The sequence below is a fragment of the Rhodoglobus sp. GW821-FHT12B09 genome (genome assembly GCF_058809925.1).
Map to the genome: position 1 here is coordinate 122,053 of NZ_JBXATB010000008.1, position 23,569 is coordinate 145,621.

Consider the following 23,569-nt stretch of genomic DNA (forward strand, 5'->3'; position numbering starts at 1 on the left):
TCGGGGGGAGGCGAACCATGATCACGATCCGCAAGCGCTTGGCGCTCGACACGACGGACGAGGGGATGTCCCTGATCGAGGTCGTCGTCGCCCTCATGGTATTCATGGTGATCTCGGTCGGCGTCGCCTACTCGAGTGTCACCATCCTCCGCATGACGGAGGACATCAGGTCCCGCCAGGTCGCATCGAACCTGGCCACTAGCGAGCTCGACAACGCCCGCGCTACGGCAGACCCGTTCGACATCGTCAACGGCGTCAGCACCACCGTCGTCTCCGGCACGACGTACACGATCACCCGCTCGACCTCCTGGGTCGAGACGTCCGGCGCAGACGTCGCCTGCGGCTCCGGAACCGGAACGCTCCAGGCCAAGCGCGTCAACGTGACGGTCACCTGGAACGGGATGCTGAACACCACGCAGCCCGTGCGCTCCGACACACTCATCTCTCCCGACACGCGGATCAACGATCCGGCGCTCGGCACTATCCGCATCTCGGTCCTCAATGTCGCGGGTACCGGGTCCGCCGGAGTGGCCGTGACGGTCACGCCCACCACGACCGGCGCAGCTCTCTCGACCCCGCCGGACCCTACCGACACCGACGGCTGCAGCTTCGCGCTCAAGGTCACCCCCGGCACGTACAAGGTGGCGATCTCCCGCGCCGACTCGGTCGACACGCTCCAGGTCGCCAACCCGTTCCAGACCGTCACCGTCACGGCCGGCGGCTCGGTCGCGTCGCAGTTCCAGTACGACTACGCGGGCAAGTTCAACCTCACCTACGCCAACAACGTCGCGGGTGCTACGCCGAAGCTGCCCGAGAACCTCGACACCTCCTATGTGAGCACCTACGGCGTGTACGTCGACAGCGGCCGCAAGTCGCAGGTCGCCCTGCACCCCGTGCCCTCCGGCTACACCGGCATCGCGGGCAAGTACATCGCCCCGAGCCAGAGCGGCGCCGGCTGCGTCTCCGTGGACCCCGCGGCGTGGTCCGCGGCCACCGTCAACGGCACGGCGCTCGCGGCCGGCGTTCGCACGGCGCCTGTGGCGGCGGCCCCCCAGGGGCAGGTCGGCATGGGCATCCCGATGGGCGTCGTCAACGTCAAGTCCTCCGGCGTCGGCTATCTGACAGCGGTCTCGGCGACGGCCCCGGCCTCGGCGGCCGACCCCGGCTGTGCAACGCCGATGACCTACACGTTCGGCCAGGTGCTCGTGAACGGCACCGTCGCCGTCGCGCTTCCGTACGGCTCGTGGACGCTGTACTCCAGCTCGACGGCGACCGGCACGAAGACACCGATCTCGACCTCGAACCTCGGCATTGTGGGCTCGATCCTGGGCGCGCTGCTCGGCGGAAACGTCTTCACCCTCGACCCCAGGCTCGCACGATGAGGGCCCGCGTGGAGCGCGCCGTGCGCGACAGGGACTCGGGAATGACCATCGTCGAACTGATGGTCTCGATGCTGATCACCAGCATGGTCCTCGCGATGATCGCGGCGATGTTCATCAACGTCGCCAAGATCACCTCCGTGGCGAACGCGACCACTCAGCGCAGCAGTATCGCCGGCAACACCATGGACGAGCTGGTCGAGGTCATCCGCACCGCGACGACGAACGCCGTGGCCACGAGCATCGATCCCGACCCCGCACTCGTGAGCGCGACCGCCACTGCACTGACCCTCTACTCGTTCGTGGATGCCGCACCCGCTGCTCCCGCGCCGACGAAGGTCACGTTCCGCTTCGACTCCAGCGGCTACCTCATCGAGGACCGCATCACCGGCACCGACTCCAACGGCTACTGGGCATTCTCGGGCGCCGTGGACTCCCGCACTCTGGGCGGCCCGATGGACCTCACCGGCGGCGACCCGTTCTTCACCTACCTCGATTCGGCGGGCGCGGTCATCACCCCCGGTTCCGGACTCACTCTCGCGCAGCGCAAGCTCGTGGGCTCGATCCGCGTCTCGATCCGGATCACGAACCTCCCGTCGGCGGGCAACGACCCGATCATCGTGGTCAACACCATCGGGATGCCGAACCTCAAGATCAGCAGAACGGACAAGCCCTGATGCGCGCCCTCTCCGCCCGCCTCCGCCCGCGCCGCGAGGGCGACCGCGATCGCGGCGTCGCCCTGCTCGTCGTCATCGGCGTCGGCATGGTGATGCTCGTGCTGGTCGCGACCGGGCTCAGCGTCGCCATCAACGGCCTCAAGAAGACGAACACCGACCAGGACTTCAACGGCGCCATGGACGCGGCCTACGCCGGCGTCGAGGAGTACCAGAGCCGTCTGGCTACCGACAACTCCTACTACACCTACGGCAACCCGGCCGCGCTGTTCAGCAAGCCGCCGATCAGCTCGAGCTCGGTCACCCTGCCCACGGGGGCCGCGGCGAACCCGGCGTTCGGCCTCGGCACCACGGGGACCTGGGCCACAGTCCCCAACAGCACGCCGACAGCGAGCTACCGCTACGAGGTGGACAACTCGCACTACGCGGAGAACGGAAGCATCCGCATCCGGGTCACCGGCCGCGTCGGCGAGGTGACCCGCTCGATCGTCGCGGACCTCAAGCAGTCGGGGTTCATCGACTTCCTCTACTTCACCGACTTCGAGGTGCAGGACCCGCAGCTGACCGGCAAGACACAGTGCGCCGACCTGCACATCTGGCAGAGCCGCCCCTCGACCTGCACGACCATCCAGTTCGGCGACAACGACACGTTCGAGGGCCCCGTGCACTCGAACGACACGCTCACGATCTGCGGCTCGGACTTCGAGGGCAAGGTCACCACGGCGAACCCGAAGACCCCGGTCTACATCAAGCCCAGCGGATGCTCGAACGCCACCTGGCGCGTGGGCACGGGCCCGTACGTCACACCGACGATCACGATGCCGCCGACGAACGTAGAGATCAAGAAGGAGACCCGCAACGACCTGGGCGCGAGCCAGGTGCCGATCCCCGGATGCCTCTACACGGGCCCCACGGTCATCACCTACACCGCCGACGGCAAGATGAACGTGAAGTCGCCGTGGACCCTCAAGACGAACGTCTCCGAGACCTCCGGGGTGCCGAGCTCCAACCCCGCCAAGTGCGGTGTGCCCGGGATCGCCGCCGGCGGCCTCGGCTCGACGGCGGGCGCCACCATCGACGTCCTGGCTGCGAACGTCATCTACGTGCAGAACGTGCCGCTCGTTGCGACCGATCCCAACTACTCGTCCGCCACGCCCGCCAACTTCACGTGCGTGAACGGCAACCGCGACTGGACGTTCGGGAGCACCCAGTTCCCGGCGGTCAACGAGATCACGCCGGACGGCTCCTCCTCCGGCAACCCCGCCTACGGCTGCAAGAACGGCGATGTCTTCGTCAAGGGCGTATTCAAGGGCGCCAACACGATCGCGGCAGAGAACTACATCTACGTGACGGGCGACCTCACGTACAACGACGACGCCAAGGACATCCTGGGCCTCGTGGGCAACGGCGCCGTGTGGGTGTGGAACCCCATGAAGAGCACGAACGGCAACGTGCGCCCCCTTCTTACCGACAGCGGTCGCACCATCGAGGCAGCTATCCTCTCGGTCGCCCATACCTTCCAGGTGCAGAACTACGACCAGGGAAGCACGGCCCGCGGCACACTCACGGTGCGCGGATCGATAGCCCAGAAGTACCGTGGAACCGTCGCGCTCGGCTCCGTCGGCTACATCAAGGACTACCAGTACGACTCCCGGTTCGCCTACATGGCTCCGCCCAAGTTCCTCTCCCCGGTCTCCAGCGCCTACGGGGTAACCCAGTTCGCCGGAGTTCCGACGGCGTTCACGTACACGGGAGCCACACCGTGACCGCCCTCGAGTTCGCGGGCCTCGGCTCCGTGGTCGCGGTCGTCATCGCGGCCCTCGGCCTGGCGATCGGCTCCTTCCTCAACGTCGTGGCGTACCGTGTGCCGCTCGGCCTCTCCGTCATCACGCCCGCATCCGCGTGCCCGAACTGCGGCCACGAGATCTCGGCACGGGACAACGTGCCGATCCTCTCCTGGCTCGTGCTGCGCGGGAAGTGCCGCCAGTGCGCGACGCCCATCTCGCCCCGCTATCTCGTGGTCGAGGCGATCACCGGGGTGGCGTTCGTCGCCATCGCTCTGCGCTTCCTGCCCGACGTGCTGTCCGCGACGACCTGGACCGCGGCGGTCTCCGGGGTGCTGACCCTCGTTGCATTCCTCTACTTCGCCGCGATCAGCGTCGCGCTGACGGCGATCGACATCGACGTGCACCGGCTGCCGAACGCGATCGTGCTCCCGTCGTACATCGTGGGCGCGGTGCTGCTGGCTGCCGCTGCCCTGCTCGGGGGAGACCTCGTACAGCTGGCCCGCGCGGCCGCCGGAGCGGGCATCCTCGTCGTCCTGTACTTCGTGCTCGCCATCATCAAGCCGGGCGGCATGGGCATGGGCGACGTGAAGCTCGCCGGCGTGCTCGGCCTCTTCCTCGGGAGCATCGGCTGGGGCGCGCTCGCCGTCGGCGCCATGGGGGCGTTCGTGCTCGGCGGGATCTTCGGTGTCGTGCTCATCCTCGCCCGCCGGGCGGGCAGGGGCAGCGGCATCCCCTTCGGCCCCTGGATGTTCGCGGGCGCCTGGCTGGGAATCTTCGCGGGCGAACCGCTCGCGAGCGCATATCTGTCGTGGATGGGGATCTGATGCTCGGCAGCACTGAGAGGGGGGCCTCATGGCCGCAAGCGTTGTAGGTCTGGACATCGGCCACGGAGTACTCCGTGCCGCCGAGGTCTCGCACGGGGAGACGGCGAAGCCGCGACTCCTGCGGTATCACGAGGTGACGTTCCCGGCGGAGGCCACCCGCGAGGGCGAGGTCATCGAGGCCGACGTGCTCGTGCGGGCGCTCAAGCAGCTCTGGAACGTGGCCAAGTTCAAGACGCGCGACGTCGTCCTCGGCGTCGGCAGTCAGCGCGTACTCACCCGCGACCTGTCGGTGCCCAAAGTGCCGCTCGACCGTATCAAGGAGACCCTGCCCTTCCAGGTGCAGGAGCTGCTGCCGATTCCGGTCGCGGATGCCGTGCTCGACTTCTACCCGATCTCCGAGGGCGTCTCCGACACGGGTCCCGTGATCCACGGCCTCCTCGTCGCCGCCGCCAAGGCCGCCGTCCTGTCGAACGTCCGGACCGTCCAGCAGGCCGGCCTCAACCCGATCGATGTCGACCTCGTCCCCTTCGCCCTCACCCGGGCGCTCATGACCCAGCGGCCCACCGCCGGGACAGTCGCCCTAGTGCACGTCGGCGCGACCACGAGCTGCCTCGTGGTCACCACCGACGGCGTGCCGCAGTTCGTGCGCATCATCCCGTCGGGCGGCGAGGAGGTCACGACCGCGCTCTCCGGCCTCGGCATGGACCGCGCAGCTGCCGAGAGCGTCAAGAGCGGCTACGGGCTCGTGCGCGAGTCGTACCCGCCCGAGAGCTTCGCGGCTGCCGAGACGGTGATCCGCGTCACGGAGGACCTCCTGGGGAGCATCCGGAACACCCTCGCCTTCTACCGCAACACCCGGCCGGCCGAGAACATCAACGGGCTCGTCCTGAGCGGCGGCGGCTCCCGCCTCCGAGGCCTACCGGCGGCGCTCGAGGAGCAGACCCGCCTGCAGGTCGAGCTCGGGGATCCCACCGACCGCTTCGCCCTCGCGCGCGGCATCGACGTCCTGGCCCTCCCGGCCGTGCTGCCGTCCATGGCTGTCGCGCTCGGGCTCACTCTGAGGAAGGCATCATGAGCAGCCACGCACTGGTCGCCCCCAGCCGGGCGGACCGCGGATCCGCCGGACCCGCGCGCCGGATCGGCCGCTCCGCGATCTCAGAGAAGTCCGCAGCCTCGACGGTCAAGGCGCTCGGCGGCGAGCCGCGCGTGTCGCTCCTGCCCGCCGAGGTCAACGACTTCCACAAGGCCCGCACCGTCCGCCGTCGTCTCGGCCTCGGTATCGTCGCGGTCCTCGCCCTGACCGGCGCCGGAGTTGCCGGCGCAGGGTACCTCGCCATGCAGTCGCAGGCCGCGCTCGACGCGTCGCGGCTCACCAGCCAGTCCCTCCTCGCTCAGCAGGCGCAGTACGCCGACCTCCGTCAGGCGCAGGCCGGCATCGAGCTGACCCAGGCCGCGCAGACAGTGGGCGCCTCGACCGAGATCAACTGGAAGGACTACCTCGTCAAGCTCCAGGCGACCCTGCCGAGCGGCGTCACCATCGACACCGTGACTATCGACTCGGCCTCGCCGTTCGCCGACTACGTGCAGTCCACCGTGCCGCTCGCGGGCAGCCGCGTTGCGACTGTGACGTTCACGGCGACGAGCCCGACGATCCCGTCCATCCCGACCTGGCTCGACGGACTCGCCACGCTGGTCGGGTTCACCGATGCCGTCCCCGGCTCCGTCTCCATCAAGGAGGACGGCACCTACCTGGTGAACATCACCATGCACATCAACTCGGATGCGTTCTCGCAGCGATTCGCCCCGGAGGAGGGGAAATGACACAGAGCAACCGCCTCTGGGTGATCGGCTCGGTCACCCTCATGCTCGTCGTGCTGGTCGCCGGCTGGTTCCTCGGCGCGCAGCCGCTCGTGGCCGCCGCCGAGGCTGCTGACGCCGAGCGCTTCACCGTCGATGCGCAGAACGCATCGAGCCAGGCCGAGATCGCCCAGCTCGAGGCCGACAACGCGAAGCTCCCGGAGCTCGAGAAGGAGTACGCCGGGCTGCAGGACTCCATTCCCGGCTCGGCCGACACCTCGCCGTTCATCAACGGGCTCGATGCGCTCGCCGCATCCGCCGGCGTAACGGTCACCGGCTTCACGGTCGCCGAGCCGGCCGCGTACACGGTGCCCGCCTCGGCCGCCGCCCCCGCGGTCGACCCGAACGCCGCGCCCGACCCCGCTGCGACCGGAGCGCCCGCCCCGCCGGTTCCGGCGACGGGCTACACCGTCGTGACGAATCCGCTGATCACTCCCGACAACTTCGTCGGCATCGAGGTCACCATCGGCGTGCACGGCCCGTACAGCTCGGTGCTCAACTTCGTCAACGGGCTGCAGACGGGGAAGCGCCTGTTCCTCGTGACGGGCATCCTGAGCGCGAAGGACGCCGACAGCGGTTCCGAGAACGTCGTGGCCGCCAAGGTCACGGGGCTCATCTACGTTCTCAAGCCGGGCCAGTAGCCCACCGCAACCCCCTCCGCTTGCGCGCCGTCGCTCAGTAGACTGTCCCCGCCACTTCGGCGGACACGAGGAGAGTCATGAGCGACGACAGCGCAGCGGCCACGGCCACGCCGAAGCCCAAGAAGGACGAGATCATCGAGGACGCGGTAGTCGTCGACGAGACCGAGACGGCGACCCCGATCGTGGTCGAGCAGGCGGCCGCCTCCGAGAGCGAGCCCGTCGTCGCGACGGCCGATCCCGCAGCGGCGGAGGTGCCCGCGGCCGAGCCCGGCCACCGCGTCGTGTACGTCCAGGTGCCTCCCGCGCCCAAGAAGCTCGGCAACCGCGGCATCGGGTCGCTGGTAGCCCTGCTCTCGGCAGTCGTCTTCACGGGGCTGCTGGCCCTCGTCTACGCCCTCATCGCGTACGCCAACTCGGGCATCTTCACGTTCTCCTTCCTGGCCCGGGCGGAGTTCTTCATCCCGGTCCTGTTCTTCGTGATCGGCTTCGTGCTGCTCGTCCTCATCGTGAACCGCGCCAACTGGTGGGTCTACATCATCGGCAGCCTGCTCGTGGGCATCGTGGTCTACTTCGGCTCGATCGGGCTCACGCTGCTCGGCACCGGCATCATCAGTGAGACTCCGGATGCCGCGGCCCTCCGCTTCTCGGACGCCCTCCGCGCCCCGTTCTTCATCGTCGCCGCCCTCCTGGCCCGCGAGGTCGCGCTCTGGACCGGGGCGCTCATCAGCCGCCGCGGCCGCCGCCTGCGCGCCCGCAACATCGAGAACCGCGAGGCCTACGAGCGCGAGCTCGCCACCACGAGGGCTGAGCATGAGCGAGCGGCCGGCGCAGCTCCCACCGCCGGCTAGCCCCGCGCTGCCGCCGGTGCTGGCGGCGGTCGTGTACATCGCGGCCGTCGTCGCGCTGTGGGGCATCCTGAGCCTGCTCCTCGACCGAGAGGTCGTCGACTACCCGGATGCCGGCCCGCTGCTCGGCCCCGCGATGGCCGCGGCCGCCGGGGTCGTGACCTGGGTTGCGCTCGTGCGGGTGCGCCGCTCGCGTTCGCCGTGGCCGTGGACGGTGCTCGCACTCTTGCTGTCCCTGGCGGCGATGCTGCTCGTCGCGCTCATCGGCTACGGCCCCGTCGCGGTGCCGCACTTCCTCATCGGCCCCTTCATCCCCGGCGCCGCGGTGCTGTCAGGGCTCGTCGTGCTCGTGTCGTGGGCGTTGCGCCCACGGCGAACCATTTGACCGGGCATCCGGCGCCGACTATTCTTGGGGAGGTTGTGCGCGCTTTGTCGTACCTCAACTGCGGGTTCGCTCGTCGAGCGACCCCCACGGCATACCCACACATATCTTCCGTCAGGAAATCAGTGGGTCTGGATGTGAACCATCAACCGCTGTCACCGTGCAGCAACCGGGACTCGTCCCAAGAACAAGGAGTTTTCTTAGTGCCTACCATTCAGCAGTTGGTGCGGAAGGGCCGCCAGAGCAAGGTCGTCAAGACCAAGGCTCCCGCCCTGAAGTCCAACCCCCAGCAGCGCGGCGTGTGCACCCGCGTCTACACGACCACCCCGAAGAAGCCGAACTCGGCTCTCCGCAAGGTCGCCCGCGTCAAGCTCTCCAACGGCACCGAGGTCACGGCCTACATCCCCGGTGAGGGCCACAACCTGCAGGAGCACTCGATGGTGCTCGTGCGCGGCGGTCGTGTGAAGGACCTCCCCGGCGTGCGCTACAAGATCGTGCGCGGCGCCCTCGACACCCAGGCGGTCAAGAACCGTAAGCAAGCGCGCAGCCGCTACGGAGCGAAGATGGACAAGAAGTAATGCCTCGTAAAGGACCAGCACCGAAGCGTCCCGTAGTTGCGGACCCGGTCTACGGAGCTCCGATCGTGAGCCAGCTCGTCAACAAGATCCTGCTCGACGGCAAGAAGGGCCTCGCTGAGCGCATCGTCTACGGTGCACTCGAGGGCGTTTCGGCCAAGAACGGCCAGGATGCAGTCGTCACCCTCAAGAAGGCGCTCGACAACGTGCGCCCGACCATCGAGGTCAAGTCGCGCCGCGTCGGCGGCTCGACGTACCAGGTGCCGGTCGAGGTCAAGTCGCACCGCGCCAACACCCTCGCGCTGCGCTGGCTGACCAGCTACGCCAAGGGCCGTCGCGAGAAGACGATGACCGAGCGCCTCACCAACGAGATCCTCGACGCATCGAACGGCCTCGGCGCCGCGGTCAAGCGCCGTGAGGACACCCACAAGATGGCCGAGTCGAACAAGGCCTTCGCGCACTACCGCTGGTAACAGCTTCGGCTGGTTGAGCAGGCCGCCCGCCGCCGTATCGAAACCCGGTTTCGATACGCGCCCGGGCGCCGCTCAACCAGCCACCCCAGCGTTCACCCCCACAACTTTCCCGGAGGAACCCCGTGGCACAAGACGTGCTCACCGACCTGAACAAGGTCCGCAACATCGGCATCATGGCGCACATCGATGCTGGCAAGACCACCACCACCGAGCGCATCCTGTTCTACACGGGCATCACCCACAAGATCGGTGAGGTGCACGACGGCGCCGCCACGATGGACTGGATGGCGCAGGAGCAGGAGCGCGGCATCACGATCACGTCTGCTGCCACCACCTGCTTCTGGGACAAGCACCAGATCAACATCATCGACACCCCCGGCCACGTCGACTTCACCGTCGAGGTGGAGCGCTCGCTCCGCGTGCTCGACGGCGCGGTCGCGGTGTTCGACGGCAAGGAGGGCGTTGAGCCCCAGTCCGAGACCGTCTGGCGCCAGGCCGACAAGTACGACGTCCCCCGCATCTGCTTCGTCAACAAGATGGACAAGCTCGGCGCGGACTTCTACTTCACCGTCGACACCATCATCAAGCGCCTCGGCGCCAAGCCGCTGGTCATCCAGCTCCCGATCGGCTTCGAGAACACCTTCGAGGGTGTTGTCGACCTCGTCGAGATGCGCGCGCTCACGTGGCGCGGCGACTCGAAGGGTGACGTCGAGATGGGCGCCAAGTACGCCATCGAGGAGATCCCCGCCGACCTCGTCGAGAAGGCGAACGAGTACCGCGCCGCTCTCATCGAGACCGTCGCCGAGGCTGACGACGAGCTGCTCGAGCGCTACCTCGACGGCGACGCCGACTTCACCGTGGCCGAGATCAAGAAGGCGATCCGCAAGCTGACCGTCTCCAGCCAGATCTACCCGGTGCTGTGCGGCTCGGCGTTCAAGAACCGCGGCGTGCAGCCGATGCTCGACGCGGTCGTGGACTACCTGCCGAGCCCGCTCGACGTGCCCGCCACCGAGGGCCACGACGTGCGCGACGAGGAGAAGATCGTCGAGCGCCACCCGGTCTCGACCGAGCCGTTCGCCGCGCTCGCGTTCAAGGTCGCAGTGCACCCGTTCTTCGGCCGCCTCACCTACATCCGCGTCTACTCCGGCCAGGCCGACTCCGGCGCGCAGCTCATGAACTCGACCAAGGGCAAGAAGGAGCGCATCGGGAAGATCTTCCAGATGCACGCCAACAAGGAGAACCCGGTCGACACCGTGACCGCCGGCCACATCTACGCGGTCATCGGCCTCAAGGACACGACGACGGGCGACACGCTCTCCGACCCGAACAACCAGGTTGTTCTCGAGTCGATGACGTTCCCGGAGCCCGTGATCGAGGTCGCCATCGAGCCGAAGACCAAGGCCGACCAGGAGAAGCTGGGTATCGCTATCCAGAAGCTCGCTGAGGAGGACCCGACCTTCCGCACGGAGCAGAACCAGGACACTGGCCAGACCGTCATCAAGGGCATGGGCGAGCTCCACCTCGACATCCTGGTCGACCGCATGAAGCGCGAGTTCAACGTCGAGGCCAACGTGGGCAAGCCCCAGGTCGCGTACCGCGAGACGATCCGCCGCATTGTGGACAAGCACGACTACACCCACAAGAAGCAGACCGGTGGTTCCGGCCAGTTCGCAAAGGTGCAGATCTCGCTCGAGCCCCTCGAGGTCACCCCGGACACGATCTACGAGTTCGAGAACAAGGTCACCGGTGGGCGCATCCCGCGCGAGTACATCGGTTCCATCGACGCTGGTTTCCAGGCTTCGATGGCGGTCGGCGTTCTCGCCGGCTACCCCATGGTCGGCGTCAAGGGAATCATCCTCGACGGTGCCGCCCACGACGTGGACTCCTCGGAAATGGCGTTCAAGATCGCCGGCTCCATGGCGTTCAAAGAGGCGGCCCGCAAGGCTGACCCCGTCCTGCTCGAGCCGCTCATGGCTGTCGAGGTGCGCACGCCCGAGGAGTACATGGGCGACGTCATCGGCGACCTGAACTCGCGTCGCGGGCAGATCCAGTCCATGGAGGATGCGACCGGAGTCAAGGTCGTCACCGCCAAGGTGCCGCTGTCGGAGATGTTCGGCTACGTCGGCGACCTGAGGTCGAAGACCTCGGGCCGTGCCGTGTACTCGATGACCTTCGACAGCTACTCGGAAGTTCCCCGCGCGGTGGCTGACGAGATCATCCAGAAGAACAAGGGCGAATAACTTCGGTTCTTCGCACCGAGTAACATACAAACAACCCAATTCGCTTAAGCATCCGGAATCCATCCGGATGCCGAGCAACCGAGTCCTGAGGAGGACCCACAGTGGCTAAGGCCAAGTTCGAGCGGACCAAGCCGCACGTAAACATCGGTACCATCGGGCACGTCGACCACGGCAAGACCACGCTGACGGCCGCCATCTCGAAGGTGCTTGCTGACAAGTTCCCGTCGGCGACCAACGTCCAGCGCGACTTCGCGTCCATCGACTCCGCTCCCGAGGAGCGCCAGCGCGGTATCACGATCAACATCTCGCACGTCGAGTACGAGACGCCCAAGCGTCACTACGCTCACGTCGATGCACCCGGCCACGCCGACTACATCAAGAACATGATCACCGGTGCCGCTCAGATGGACGGCGCGATCCTCGTGGTCGCCGCGACCGACGGTCCCATGGCGCAGACCCGTGAGCACGTGCTGCTCGCCAAGCAGGTCGGCGTGCCGTACCTCATGGTCGCGCTCAACAAGTCCGACATGGTCGACGACGAGGAGATCCTGGAGCTCGTCGAGCTCGAGGTCCGCGAGCTGCTCGCCAGCCAGGGCTTCGACGGCGACAACGCTCCCGTCGTGCGCGTCTCGGGCCTCAAGGCTCTCGAGGGCGACGAGAAGTGGACCCAGTCCATCCTCGACCTCATGGACGCCGTTGACGCGTCCGTGCCGGACCCGGTGCGCGACAAGGACAAGCCGTTCCTCATGCCCATCGAGGACGTCTTCACCATCACGGGCCGTGGAACCGTCGTGACGGGCCGCGCCGAGCGCGGTACCCTCGCGATCAACTCCGACGTCGAGATCGTGGGCATCCGTCCCACGCAGAAGACGACGGTCACGGGTATCGAGATGTTCCACAAGCAGCTCGACGAGGCCTGGGCCGGCGAGAACTGTGGTCTGCTGCTCCGCGGCACCAAGCGCGAGGATGTCGAGCGCGGCCAGGTCGTCGTCAAGCCGGGTTCGGTCACGCCGCACACCCAGTTCGAGGGCACCGCGTACATCCTGTCCAAGGATGAGGGTGGGCGTCACAACCCGTTCTACGCGAACTACCGTCCGCAGTTCTACTTCCGCACCACCGACGTCACCGGCGTCATCACGCTGCCCGAGGGCACCGAGATGGTCATGCCCGGCGACACCACCGAGATGACGGTTGAGCTGATCCAGCCCATCGCCATGGAGGAGGGCCTCGGCTTCGCCATCCGCGAGGGTGGCCGCACCGTTGGTGCAGGCAAGGTCGTCAAGGTTCTCAAGTAGTCCTAAGACACACAGCAACAGGGTCGGGCCTTCGGGTCCGGCCCTGTTGCCGTTTAACCGCGGCGCTAGAGTGACCGCATGCGCCGTGCCATCCTGCTGCTCACCGCCACGGTGCTCGTGCTCGCGGCGTGCGCGACGCCGGGCGACGGCACCTCGCAGGGGCAGGTGGAACTCGAGGGCACGATCCGGGCTGCCGCGGCATCCGGCGCCGATCGCAGTTGGGTTCTCGATACTGGCGAGGGGATGCTCGCGCTCGACCTCGCCGAACGGCCGCCGCTGGGCGCGCGCGGTGTGATCGCGGCGGTGCCCGACGGGGTGGAGCTGCCCGCCGACCTCGCGGGAATCGTGGCGGTGCTCTCGGACTACGGGTCGCGCACCGGCGACCCTCTGACGGTGCTCGACTTCCTTTATTAGCCAACCAGCCGCCAATGGGGGGTGTCAGGTTCCTCTCAGGTTGTGCATAATCGACTCACTGTCACTTTCGCCGAGAGGTTCGTCATGTCCCTGGGCCTCCGCGCGCGCTTGCTCGCTGCCGTCGCTGCCATCGCCATCGTGGTCGGCGGCGCACTTCCCGTAGTACCCGCGTTCGCGGACGAGCCGACGGGCGAGCCGACATCTTCTCCGACTGCCGAGCCGACAGCGGGGCCGACAGCCGACCCGACTGCGGAGCCCACTGCCGACCCGACCGCTGATCCCACGTCGGAGCCGACTGCGGAGCCCACGGCGGAGCCGAGCGCGGAGCCGACAGCCGAGCCGTCGGAGACCCCCACGCCGTCTCCGACCCCGTCGGCAGCCGCGCCCACGACCGTCAGCCTCACCGGCACGTTCACGCGCTACTCCAGCGAGGACCGCCTCCTCGGCGACGAGCCGGATGCCGGCCCCGCTGACGACGGCACTGTCGTCTTCACCGTGCCGGGATCCGGATTCCTGCGTGTGGACGTGAGCCAGCTGCCCTCGGGCATCGCGGCCGGGTCCGCGACTGTTCGGTTCGCCGTGCCCGCCGGCCTCGTGCTCTCCACAGACGAGGCAACCGCCTTCCAGCAGCTCTCGACTTACAGCACCGGCACCGCTCCGGTCGTGGCGACCTCGGTACTGCCCGGCCGGGTCTCCGCCCGCAGCACGCCCAACGTCAACCAGACGCCGAACACCTCCGCGGTGCACGAGGTCTACGCGGTTCTCGTCTCTCCGAGCAGTGCGGCGAGGGGCGCCGACCAGACCGAGGCCAAGGTCACCGCCGCCCTGGCGGGCACCAGCGCATACTGGTCGCAGCAGTCCGGCGGAACGGTGTCGTTCCATCTGGCAGGCACGACCGCCTGGTACCCCAGCGCGAACAGCTGCGCGACGGACGCGGGCTCCACGGCCCTCTGGAACCAGGCGGCCTCCGTGGCGGCATCCCAGCTCGGATACGCGGCAGCGCGCAACGTGCACCTCGTCCTGTTCTTCTCGAGCACCACCAACTGCGGCGGCTCGCTCGGCCTCGGCACCATCGGCTGGAGCGCCAACGAGGGCGGTGCATCCTGGGTCATCGGCACCGACACCCCGATGGCGCAGGGAATCCTCTCCCACGAGCTCGGCCACAACCTCTCCCTCGGGCACGCGAGCTGGGCCCAGTGCTCCGGCAGCAGCCCGAACTACGCGGGAATTCCGATGCAGGGCTGCACACTGCGCCCCTACGGCGACCTCACCGACGTGATGGGCTACAGCCAGAGCGGCCGTTCCGGCGGCGCGCTGTCGAGCTCGCAGGCGATCCGCGCCAGCATCTGGCCGACCTCGGCCTACGAGAACGCCCCGGTCGGTACCACCGACTACGTCCTGAACGCGGTGAGCACCAACTCGGGCCTCCGCTCGGTCGTCATCGAGGATCCGTACGACGGAGACCGCTTCTTCGTCGAGTTCCGCAACTACACCGACGAGGACGCCCCCTACGCGAGCGCGGGCTGCGGTGCGAACTCCTGCGTGGCCGCCGCGCCGGGCGTGCGCGTCCAGCGCTTCCAGGACGACTACGAGTTCGTCTCGTTCCCCGGGGATGACTCCTACCTCCTCGGCCGCGTGGTCTCGGGCAACTACCGGATCAACTACACCGCCGGCGAGACCTTCTACGCGGAGGGGTCGAGCGTCAGCCCGAGCTCGCAGGTCAAGGTCGAGGTGGTCTCGATCAGCGGCAACACCGCGACCGTGCGCGTCACCCGCCCGCCGCTGGGCAGCAGCCCCACGTCGCAGGTGGTCCGCACCGACTTCGTCTCCATCGTGCCGACCGTCACACAGGACGCCCGCTACCGCGTGGGCGATACCTGGACGGCGATGCTCGGCACGCTGTGGTCGGCAGAGACGTACTCCTTCCAGTGGTACCGCAACGGCGTGCCGATCAGCGGAGCCACCCAGGCGAGCTACACGATCGCCCCGGCCGACCTGAACAAGGGCCTGGGGGTGTCCGTGACTGGGTCCAGCACGGGTGCCGTCTCGGCGACCGAGTCCGATCCTTTCGACGGCACCAGCTACGGCCCCATCGTCAAGGGCATCTACCAGAAGGACCAGCCCGGCGCCGTCTCGATCGACAACAGCGGCAGCCAGCTCCAGGCTGTGACCTCCTCGTGGCCCGCGAGCACGACGTTCTCCTACCAGTGGTTCCGGGGCGGCAGCGCGACCACCGCGACGACCGCGATCAGCGGGGCCACAGCGGCGGGGTATGCGCCGGGGGCCGCGGACGTCAACCAGTTCATCCGCCTGCGCGTGGTCGCCACAGTTCCCGGCTACGAGAGCACGACGAGGTACTCGGCGGCCAGCAACTACTCCCTGACGATCGCCAGCGGGTCCATCACCATCTCCGGCTCGCCGGCCGTCGGCATCCAGCTCTCGGCCGTCAACGGAATCACGTACCAAGCCCTCGGCGGCACCGTGACGCCCACCAGCTTCGACTACCAGTGGCTGCGCAACGGGGCGGTCATCTCCGGTGCGACGTCCGTGAACTACACGCCCGTCTCGGCCGACTTCAACACCAAGCTCTCCGTGCGCGTCATCGCGCACGCCCCCGGCTACGTGCAGCACACCGCCGTCTCCGCCCCGACGGCGGCGATCGCCGCGGGTTCCATCGCCGGCAGCGGTGCGCTCCCCACCATGGTCAAGACGCACGACGGCAACCCCGGCGGCGTCTGGACCCTCGCCGCCACCCTCCCCTCGGGCAGCATCACCGAGCCGGGCGTCGCTTACGCCTACCAGTGGTTCCGGGATGCCACGGCGATCGCCGGCGCCACTGCCGCCGTCTACCGTCCCGTCGCCGCCGACTACAGCTTCGACCTGTCGGTGCGCGTCACCGTCACCAAGCTGAACTTCGCCACGCGCATCCTGACCTCCGTGCCCGCCGACTACTCGGTGTACGCCGACCCGGGTGCACTGACCATCGACTCCGACGGCACGCCCGCCGTGGGGGAGACCCTCGGCGCGGGCTTCGTCACGTACTACAACTCCGCGGGCGGGGTCGCCCCCGTCCAGTCGTGGCAGTGGTACCGCAACGGCGTCGCGATCGCGGGTGCCACCGGCACCACGTACGAACTCGCCAGTGCCGACTACAACACCCTCATCACCTTCCGCGTGACCTCGAAGGTCACCGGATACCTCGGCCTCACCGTCACGTCGGTCGCGACTCCCGCGATCGCGAAGGGCGTGCTCGCGGGCACGTTCGACGTGCCCACGGTCTCGAGGGACACCGCCACGAAGAAGCTCACCGCCGTGCTCCCGGCGGGCTCGGTCTCGACCGCGGGCGTCGCGTACGCGTACCAGTGGTTCCGGGGCTCGGCGGCGATCGCCGGTGCCACCGCCTCGACCTACACCCTCACCGCCGCGGACTACGCCGCGCTGGTCTCGGTCAAGGTGACAGTGACGAAGCTCAACTACACGACCGTCGTCCTGCCCTCGGTGCCGGTCAACTACTCGGTCATGCCGTCCTCGGCGATCCCGGTCATCACGGGCGAGCTCGCCCTAGGCGCGCCTCTCACCGTGGTCGACCGCACCTACGCGGTCGAGGTCGGCGGAAGCGTCGTCGAGGCCTACCAGTGGTACCGCGGCGGCGTCGCGATCCCCGCGCCGCTCGGCACGGCGGCGGTCTACACCCCGGTGGCGGCCGACCTCGGCAAGGCGCTCACGGTGCGGGTGACCGCATCCGTTGACGGCGTCCTGCCCTCGATCGCGACGAGCGCCGCCACGCTTCCCGTCGGCACCAACACCCTCGAAGGCTGGAACGACCAGGACGCCGTGACGGTCGCCGTCACCGGCCCTGCGACCCTCACTGCGATGGGAACCGGCATCACCGGCCCCGCGCCGCTCACCGTCACGTACCAGTGGTACCGCGGAACCCTCGCGGTCGCCGGCGCGACGAAGAGCACCTACACGCTGACCGCCGCCGACTTCGCCCAGACCGTGTGGGTGCGCGTGACCACGAGCAAGGCCACCTACACGACCATCGTGAAGAGCTCGGTCCCCGTCGACTACTCGATCCAGGGCGCCGCACCCACGATCACGAGCTCGACCGGGCCCTGGACCGCCGGGGCAGAGGTAGCAGTCGGACCGATCGCCTACACGACCAAGGACGGCGCGCTCAACCCGACGACGATCGCCTACCAGTGGATGCGCAACGGCGTCGCCATCGCCGGTGCCACGAACTTCTCCTACCTGACCGGCAGCGCCGACTACAACACCAAGCTCACCGTGCGCATCACCGCGTCGGAGCCGGGCTACGTGTCGCGCGTCGTGACCACTGCCGCAACCCCGGTGCTCGCGAAGGGCACCATCGAGGGCACCCTCGGTAAGCCGACCGTGAGTGCCAGCTCGAGCGGACTGCTCTCGATCACCATCCCGGCGGGCACCATCACCACCCCGGCGACCGTGCCCACCTACCAGTGGTACCGCAACGCCGCGGCGATCGCGGGCGCGACCAAGGCGACCTACCAGCTCACGACCGCCGACTACGGAGCCTCCGTCTCGGTGCGCATCACGATCACGAAGCTCAACTACGTCTCTGCGCCGCTCCTGCCGTCCGACTTGGTGAACTACTCCGTGGTCGGTACGGCTCCGACGATCTCTGGAACGGCACAGGTCGACCTGCCTCTCACTGCGATCGCGCCCACGTACCAGGCATTCGGGTCGCCGGTCAGCCCCACCCTGACGTACCAGTGGCTGCGCGGCACGGTCGCCATCGCGGGCGCCACGAGCTCCGAATACACCCCGGTGCCCGCCGACTTCGGCCTCAAGCTGTCCGTGCGGGTAACGGCCGTCGTTCCGGGCGCCATCACGAACGTCTCCACCGCGACGTCCGCGGTGGCGGTCGCCAAGGGTGCGTGGCTGGGAACATTCGGTGCGCCGGATGTCACGGTCAGTCCCACCGGACTACTCGCGGCAACCGTCCCGGCAGGAGTCATCGACACCCCCGGCGCGACGCTCAGCTACCAGTGGGTGCGCAACGGCTCGACGCTGATCGCCGGAGCGACCAAGGCCACGTACCAGCTCGCCGCCGCCGACTCGAAGGCCACGGTGACCGTCAGGGTCACGGCCAACAAGCTCAATATGAACCCGGCAGCGAAGCCACTGGCGGTCCCGCTCCCGGTCGACTACTCCGTGCGCCCTGACGCGGACGTGGCCGTCACCGGCACGGCCAACGTCGGCGAGACGCTGGCGGTCACGACGACCACCTACAACGAGGGCACCGTCGACCCGACCTTGACCTATCAGTGGCTGCGCAACGGCGCGGTAGTCGCGGGTGCAACCGCGTCGACCTACGTCATCGCGTCGGCCGATCTGACCTACAAGTTCACCGTGCGTGTCACGGCTACCTCGCCGGCGCACGTCGCGAGCGTGTTCACCACGCTCATCCCAACGGCCGCGGTCGGCAAGGGAGTGCTCGGTGAGGACCCGGAGATAAAGCCGAACGTAGTCGCGAGTCCCGCCGCGGTGCTCACCGCCACACTGCCGGCTGGCGCCGTTACTGCACCTGCCGTCACGCTTGCCTACCAGTGGTTCCGCAACGGCGCGGCGATTGCAGGTGCGACTAAAGCGACCTTCGCGCTGACCGCCGCGGACGCGGGCAAGACCGTGTTCGTGAAGATCACCGCCAGCAAGGCCAACGTGATCCCCCTGTCGGCAACCTTCGCGTCCGACCCGGTCGACTACACCCTCGTCGCCGCAAACGCCCCGGCCGAGCTCAACAAGACCGCCGTGACGGTCACCGAGAAGCTCACCTACGCGCACAACCTCGACTTCACGTACCTCGGCGACCCGGTGACGCCCACGCTCAGCTACCAGTGGCTGCGCAACGGCGTTGCCATCGCAGGTGCAACGGCATACGAGTACTACGCCCAGGGCGCCGACTTCGACACGAAGCTCTCGGTGCGGGTGACGGCCGTCGTACCTGGCCTCATCCCGTTCGTGTCGACGACGGCCCAGACGTCCGCCGTGGGGAAGGGCGGTTCTGTGCAGGGCAATCCCACCTTCGTGCCAACGGTCTCGGCGAGCCCCGCCGGGGTGCTCACGGCGACCGTCCCGGGCGGCGCCGTGCAGACGCCGGGCGCGGTGCTGGGGTACCAGTGGTTCCGAAACGGCGTGGCGGTCGCCGGTGCGACGAAGGCGACGTACACCCTCACCGCCGCGGACTACGGGACGACGATCTTCGTGCGCGTGACCGCGAGCATGCCGAACGTGCCTACTCCGCTCCTGCTGGACGACTCGGAGCACGTCGACTATTCGGTGAAGACTGCGGACCCCGTCACGATCTCGGGTGCTACGAAGGTCGACGAGGTGCTCAGCGCGGGCATCCCGTCGTATGCGACTGCTGCCGGCGACCCGCTCAACCCGGTGCTCACCTACCAGTGGTTCCGCGGGGCCGTCGCCATCGCCGGCGCGACCGCGTCGACGTACCGCACCGTGGCCGCGGACTTCCACACAGCCCTCAAGGTGCGGGTCACCGCATCGGTGCCCGGGCTTGTGCCGAGCATCCTGACGTCTGGCCCGACGGCGGCGATCGAGCTCGGCCAGGTCGTGGCGCCCGGCACCCCCGTCGTCACCCTGAGCGCCGCGCGAGTCCTCACGGCCGCACTGGCCCCTGGAAGTGTGACCACGACCGGCACAACGCTGAGCTACCAGTGGTACCGCGACGGCGTGGCCATCGCGGGCGCGACCGCGGCGACGTACACGATCGCCGCGGCGGACTCGAACAAGAGCTTCAAGGTCAGGGTCTCGGTCAACAAACTCAACCTCGCGAGCGCGTACCTCGAGTCGCCGGCCGTCAACTACTCGATGACGGCGGACCCTCACCCGCTGCTCACCACCAATGCGCCCGGGGTCGGCAGTGCGCTGTCGCTCGTCGCGCCCGGCTACACCTCCAGCACCGGTGACCCCCTGGACCCGGCCCTCACATACCAGTGGCTGCGGGCCGGCGTCGCGATTGCGGGGGCTACCGCGTCGAGCTACACGCCCGTCGTCGCCGACCTGGGCAAGGCGCTCACGCTGCGGGTCGTCGCGACCCAGGCGGGGTACCTCTCGCTCACGACCACCTCCTTGCCGACGTCGACGGTCGTGAGCGGCCAGCTCGGCGGCTCGCTCGCCGTGCCGGTCATCACCGGCTCGTGGCCCTCGGTGCTCACGGCCGCGCTGCCCGACGGCAGCGTTACCGAGCCGGGCGTCACGCTGGCGTACCAGTGGTACCGGGGAGGAGTGGCCATCACGGGCGCGACTGCCGCGTCGTACACGCTCTCGCCCACGGCCGATCTGGGTGCCTCGATCTCGGTGAAGATCACCGTGAGCAAGGCCGGCTTCACCTCGGCGAGCCTGACCAGCGACCCGGGCCAGTACACGATCGGGGCCACCGGTGCCGTAGAGCTCGGCGTCACCGCACCGATCGTCGGTGACGTCGTCGGGTTCTCCGCCCTCCCGGACTTCACGAAGGACGGCAGCCCCTGGTCGCCGGCATCCGGGAACCTCGCCTACCAGTGGTACCTCAACGGTGTCGCGGTGACCGGCGCTGCGGGAATCGGCCCGACCTATACCGTCGTCGCGGCGAACGCGGGCAAGACCCTGACGCTGCGCGTGACGGCGAAGGCGCCGGGCTACCTGCCCGTCTCCACGGTGAGCGCTGGCGCGGTCATAGCTCTGCCCTAGAATCGAGGGGAACCGAAGCGGAGGATTCCCCATGAAGGTCGACTACGGTCAGCTCTCCCTCGCCCAGCAGTTGCTCGAGCGGCAGGACCAGGTGCATGCCAAGGGCATGTACGACTACGTGAAGGCGGAGTGCGAACTGAAGCCCGGCGACATGGGGCAGCTGCTCCTCGCCCTGTACCCGCTGACGGTGCTCTCGGTCGCCGCGGGGCAGCAGGTGTTCCGGGCAACCGGCGCCCTCGCGAGGGCGAGCGCGGACGCCGTGGGAGACACCATCAAGGAGTACGCCGCTGCCGACGAGGCAGCGCACGACGCGTTCAACCAGCTCATGGTGCAGCTCGGCGGCTCGGCGACCCCGTACTCGGACCCGCGGTCCCACCTCCCCACCCTCGGCCCCGCACAGACCTCGGCCGACCCGGGCTACGGCAGCCCCGAGGGCAACATCTTCCAGCAGGCAGCGGAGGAGGGCTCCGAGACCGGCGGCTTCGTCCGCGACTCCTTCGGCCGCGTGGTCGGCCGGGTCAGCGGCTGGACGGGATCCGGCCCCGGCGTCGTCGAGCGGAACAACCCGTCGTCGTACCTCGTGAAGCCCCAGGCGGGCAACTCCGAGATGGAGAACCTCCGCTGGTCGGCGGGCCCCCTCCTGGGCGGGGTGGACTGGATCTTCGAGCAGCTCTTCCACTTCAGCCTGCTCGAGGACGTCATCATGAAGCCGATCACCGGCAACTGGGAGGCGATCGACGAGTCCTCGATCGGCTGGGGCCACCTCGGCCGCGCCGCCTTCGAGATGGGCGAGAACTTCACCGGCCTCCCGGAGCAGACGGGCTCGTGGGAGGGAGAGGCGGCGGACATGTTCCGCGCCGCCATGGCCGCGATGGGCGCGGCGCTCGTCGGGCTGAGCGTCGCGTGCGACTACGTCTCGGGCCTGATGGAGAAGGTGAGCATGGTCGCCCAGCTCGGTGCCACGGCGATCCTCTCGAGCCTCGGCATCATCGTCACCCTCCTGCTCAGCGCGATGGCGGAGGGCGCGATCCCGGTCGTGGGCTGGATCGCGGCCGCCGCGACCGTCGCCGTCATCATCTCGAGGATCTTCACCCTCGTGAAGGCGATCTACACGATCGTCAACATGATCATGGACGCGATCTACGACTTCATCGAGTCCAAGGAGAAGCTGGTCGAGGTGGCCTTCGTCGTGGAGGACCTGGTCGAGTACTTCTCCAAGACCGCGGTCCGGGCGGTGCTCTGATCGTGGCCGGCCCCACCGAGGCCGACTTCGAGCGGCTCCGCGCGCGCCTCGAGGCATCCCTCTCCACCATTTCCGACACGGTCGCCTCCTTCCAGGCTGCCCAGCGCGAGTACGCCGCGAGCGACGCGGAGGCCGAGGAGAAGCGCGCCAAGGCTGCGCGGGCGGGCGAGCTCGGTGCAGACTGGCAGAAGGTCCAGCAGCGCATCGACCTGAAGGAGACGACCCTCGCGGACGTCTTCACGGGCCGCGACGACTCCCCGGAGGCGCGCGCCCTGCTCGCCACGGCGCGCACGACCATCACCGAGGTGTCCAAGGAGCTCGACCGCGAGGCCGAGCTCGACCCGGAGGAGACGCCCATCGAGGAGGTGCAGCGCATGCAGGCCGAGTTCGAGGCCCGCATGGCCCAGCTGCAGCGCAGGATCAGCGAGGAGCAGTTGTGAGCGACGACCTGAAAGTGGAGTTCGACGGGCTGGAGGCGGCGGTGACGAGGCTGGCCGAGTCGCGCACCCGCATCGAGAAGGCCCTCGCCGCCCTTGACGGCAAGGCCTCGGTGCTGCGCGGCCAGTGGACCGGCGAGGCGAGCGACGCGTACGACCGCGCGCACACCAATCTGGCGAAGGGGATGCGCGAGCTCAACGCCCTCCTCGGCGCGGCGTCCACGGCCCTGAGCAAGGCGAACACCGGTTTCCGCCAGGCCGAGAAGACCAACGCCGCGCGGTGGCCCTGATGGCCGAGGCCCGGCTCGTCCGCATCCTTCCCGCGCGGCAGCTCGTCGTCACCGGCCCAGCAGACTCGGCGCTCGCCACCGCGGTGGGCTCGCTCATCGACGGGAAGTTCACGCAGCGCTCGGCGCCCGGTGCCGTGCCGGTGATCTTCGAGTACGGCTCGCTCGGCAGCGCGTTGCTCGGCGGCCTCGGCGTGGGCCTGCTGCCCGGCCGCATCGGGAAGCGCGGCTGGACGGTCGTCGACTGCGCGACCGCCGACTCCCGCACCACGATCACCTTCGCCCATGTCTCAGGGATGCAGGTCGCCGATGCCGTCCGCGCCGCGATCGAGCGCACCCGCGCCGCGTTCGAGGCTGCCGGAGTGCTCGTCGACGCCGGCGAGCCGATCTCGTCCTACGACCTGCCCGAGTCGTCGCTGGGCAACCCAGCCACGTTCCGCGCGAGCGGGTTCCTCTCGGCGAACGGGCGCTGGGTCACCGCCTAGCGG

General features: G+C 68.6%; 19 protein-coding genes. All 19 read left to right on the forward strand.

Annotated elements, in window-relative coordinates; genetic code table 11:
* Positions 1–17 precede the first annotated feature (17 nt).
* The gene (locus AC1RTC_RS14450) at positions 18–1,382 is read left to right on the forward strand and encodes a type IV pilus modification PilV family protein (RefSeq protein ID WP_493156863.1); all 1,365 of its coding nucleotides are present in this window, start codon (positions 18–20) and stop codon (positions 1,380–1,382) included.
* A complete protein-coding gene (locus AC1RTC_RS14455) occupies positions 1,379–2,056 on the forward strand; it encodes a PulJ/GspJ family protein (protein WP_493156865.1) in 678 nt (225 codons plus the stop codon). Before AC1RTC_RS14450 ends, AC1RTC_RS14455 begins: the two co-directional genes overlap by 4 nt.
* Positions 2,056–3,819, forward strand: a complete 1,764-nt coding sequence (locus tag AC1RTC_RS14460) for a pilus assembly PilX family protein (protein WP_493156867.1) — start codon at positions 2,056–2,058, stop codon at positions 3,817–3,819. Before AC1RTC_RS14455 ends, AC1RTC_RS14460 begins: the two co-directional genes overlap by 1 nt.
* On the forward strand, positions 3,816–4,664 hold the full coding sequence (locus AC1RTC_RS14465; protein WP_493156869.1) for a prepilin peptidase: 849 nt from the start codon (positions 3,816–3,818) through the stop codon (positions 4,662–4,664). The genes AC1RTC_RS14460 and AC1RTC_RS14465 overlap by 4 nt, the downstream gene beginning before the upstream one ends.
* Positions 4,665–4,692: 28 nt before the next feature.
* Positions 4,693–5,739, forward strand: coding sequence for a type IV pilus assembly protein PilM (pilM, locus tag AC1RTC_RS14470; protein WP_493156871.1), 1,047 nt, complete (start codon positions 4,693–4,695; stop codon positions 5,737–5,739).
* Complete coding sequence (locus tag AC1RTC_RS14475) at positions 5,736–6,485, forward strand: hypothetical protein (RefSeq protein ID WP_493156873.1); 750 nt, start codon at positions 5,736–5,738, stop codon at positions 6,483–6,485. Before pilM ends, AC1RTC_RS14475 begins: the two co-directional genes overlap by 4 nt.
* Complete coding sequence (locus tag AC1RTC_RS14480; protein ID WP_493156875.1) at positions 6,482–7,162, forward strand: hypothetical protein; 681 nt, start codon at positions 6,482–6,484, stop codon at positions 7,160–7,162. Before AC1RTC_RS14475 ends, AC1RTC_RS14480 begins: the two co-directional genes overlap by 4 nt.
* 77 nt (positions 7,163–7,239) lie before the next feature.
* Positions 7,240–8,010, forward strand: a complete 771-nt coding sequence (locus AC1RTC_RS14485; protein ID WP_493156876.1) for a hypothetical protein — start codon at positions 7,240–7,242, stop codon at positions 8,008–8,010.
* Positions 7,973–8,392, forward strand: coding sequence for a DUF6121 family protein (locus tag AC1RTC_RS14490; RefSeq protein WP_493156878.1), 420 nt, complete (start codon positions 7,973–7,975; stop codon positions 8,390–8,392). The genes AC1RTC_RS14485 and AC1RTC_RS14490 overlap by 38 nt, the downstream gene beginning before the upstream one ends.
* A gap of 200 nt (positions 8,393–8,592) precedes the next feature.
* Positions 8,593–8,967, forward strand: coding sequence for a 30S ribosomal protein S12 (rpsL, locus tag AC1RTC_RS14495; RefSeq protein WP_493156880.1), 375 nt, complete (start codon positions 8,593–8,595; stop codon positions 8,965–8,967).
* Positions 8,967–9,437: a 30S ribosomal protein S7 gene (gene rpsG, locus AC1RTC_RS14500; RefSeq protein WP_493156882.1), complete on the forward strand. Its 471-nt coding sequence runs from the start codon at positions 8,967–8,969 to the stop codon at positions 9,435–9,437. Before rpsL ends, rpsG begins: the two co-directional genes overlap by 1 nt.
* 122 nt (positions 9,438–9,559) lie before the next feature.
* A complete protein-coding gene (gene fusA / locus AC1RTC_RS14505; protein ID WP_493156884.1) occupies positions 9,560–11,677 on the forward strand; it encodes an elongation factor G in 2,118 nt (705 codons plus the stop codon).
* A gap of 101 nt (positions 11,678–11,778) precedes the next feature.
* The gene (gene tuf, locus AC1RTC_RS14510) at positions 11,779–12,972 is read left to right on the forward strand and encodes an elongation factor Tu (protein ID WP_493156886.1); all 1,194 of its coding nucleotides are present in this window, start codon (positions 11,779–11,781) and stop codon (positions 12,970–12,972) included.
* 78 nt (positions 12,973–13,050) lie between these two features.
* Positions 13,051–13,386, forward strand: coding sequence for a hypothetical protein (locus AC1RTC_RS14515; protein WP_493156888.1), 336 nt, complete (start codon positions 13,051–13,053; stop codon positions 13,384–13,386).
* Between the two features lie 84 nt (positions 13,387–13,470).
* Complete coding sequence (locus tag AC1RTC_RS14520) at positions 13,471–21,114, forward strand: zinc-dependent metalloprotease family protein (RefSeq protein WP_493156890.1); 7,644 nt, start codon at positions 13,471–13,473, stop codon at positions 21,112–21,114.
* 31 nt (positions 21,115–21,145) lie between these two features.
* Entirely contained in the window at positions 21,146–22,357 is a 1,212-nt protein-coding gene (locus AC1RTC_RS14525; RefSeq protein ID WP_493156892.1) for a hypothetical protein, read from the forward strand.
* 2 nt (positions 22,358–22,359) lie between these two features.
* A complete protein-coding gene (locus AC1RTC_RS14530) occupies positions 22,360–22,797 on the forward strand; it encodes a hypothetical protein (protein WP_493156894.1) in 438 nt (145 codons plus the stop codon).
* A complete protein-coding gene (locus tag AC1RTC_RS14535; RefSeq protein WP_493156896.1) occupies positions 22,794–23,084 on the forward strand; it encodes a WXG100 family type VII secretion target in 291 nt (96 codons plus the stop codon). Before AC1RTC_RS14530 ends, AC1RTC_RS14535 begins: the two co-directional genes overlap by 4 nt.
* Positions 23,075–23,566 (forward strand): hypothetical protein, encoded by a 492-nt coding sequence (locus AC1RTC_RS14540; protein WP_493156898.1) that lies wholly within the window; start codon positions 23,075–23,077, stop codon positions 23,564–23,566. Before AC1RTC_RS14535 ends, AC1RTC_RS14540 begins: the two co-directional genes overlap by 10 nt.
* Positions 23,567–23,569 lie beyond the last annotated feature (3 nt).

Coding starts and splice junctions, on each gene's coding strand:
- AC1RTC_RS14450 (WP_493156863.1), top strand. CDS start 18: ATGATCACGATCCGCAAGCGCTTGGCGCTCGACACGACGGACGAGGGG.
- AC1RTC_RS14460 (WP_493156867.1), top strand. CDS start 2,056: ATGCGCGCCCTCTCCGCCCGCCTCCGCCCGCGCCGCGAGGGCGACCGC.
- pilM (WP_493156871.1), top strand. CDS start 4,693: ATGGCCGCAAGCGTTGTAGGTCTGGACATCGGCCACGGAGTACTCCGT.
- AC1RTC_RS14490 (WP_493156878.1), top strand. CDS start 7,973: ATGAGCGAGCGGCCGGCGCAGCTCCCACCGCCGGCTAGCCCCGCGCTG.
- AC1RTC_RS14480 (WP_493156875.1), top strand. CDS start 6,482: ATGACACAGAGCAACCGCCTCTGGGTGATCGGCTCGGTCACCCTCATG.
- AC1RTC_RS14455 (WP_493156865.1), top strand. CDS start 1,379: ATGAGGGCCCGCGTGGAGCGCGCCGTGCGCGACAGGGACTCGGGAATG.
- AC1RTC_RS14485 (WP_493156876.1), top strand. CDS start 7,240: ATGAGCGACGACAGCGCAGCGGCCACGGCCACGCCGAAGCCCAAGAAG.
- AC1RTC_RS14475 (WP_493156873.1), top strand. CDS start 5,736: ATGAGCAGCCACGCACTGGTCGCCCCCAGCCGGGCGGACCGCGGATCC.
- AC1RTC_RS14525 (WP_493156892.1), top strand. CDS start 21,146: ATGAAGGTCGACTACGGTCAGCTCTCCCTCGCCCAGCAGTTGCTCGAG.
- rpsG (WP_493156882.1), top strand. CDS start 8,967: ATGCCTCGTAAAGGACCAGCACCGAAGCGTCCCGTAGTTGCGGACCCG.
- AC1RTC_RS14520 (WP_493156890.1), top strand. CDS start 13,471: ATGTCCCTGGGCCTCCGCGCGCGCTTGCTCGCTGCCGTCGCTGCCATC.
- AC1RTC_RS14515 (WP_493156888.1), top strand. CDS start 13,051: ATGCGCCGTGCCATCCTGCTGCTCACCGCCACGGTGCTCGTGCTCGCG.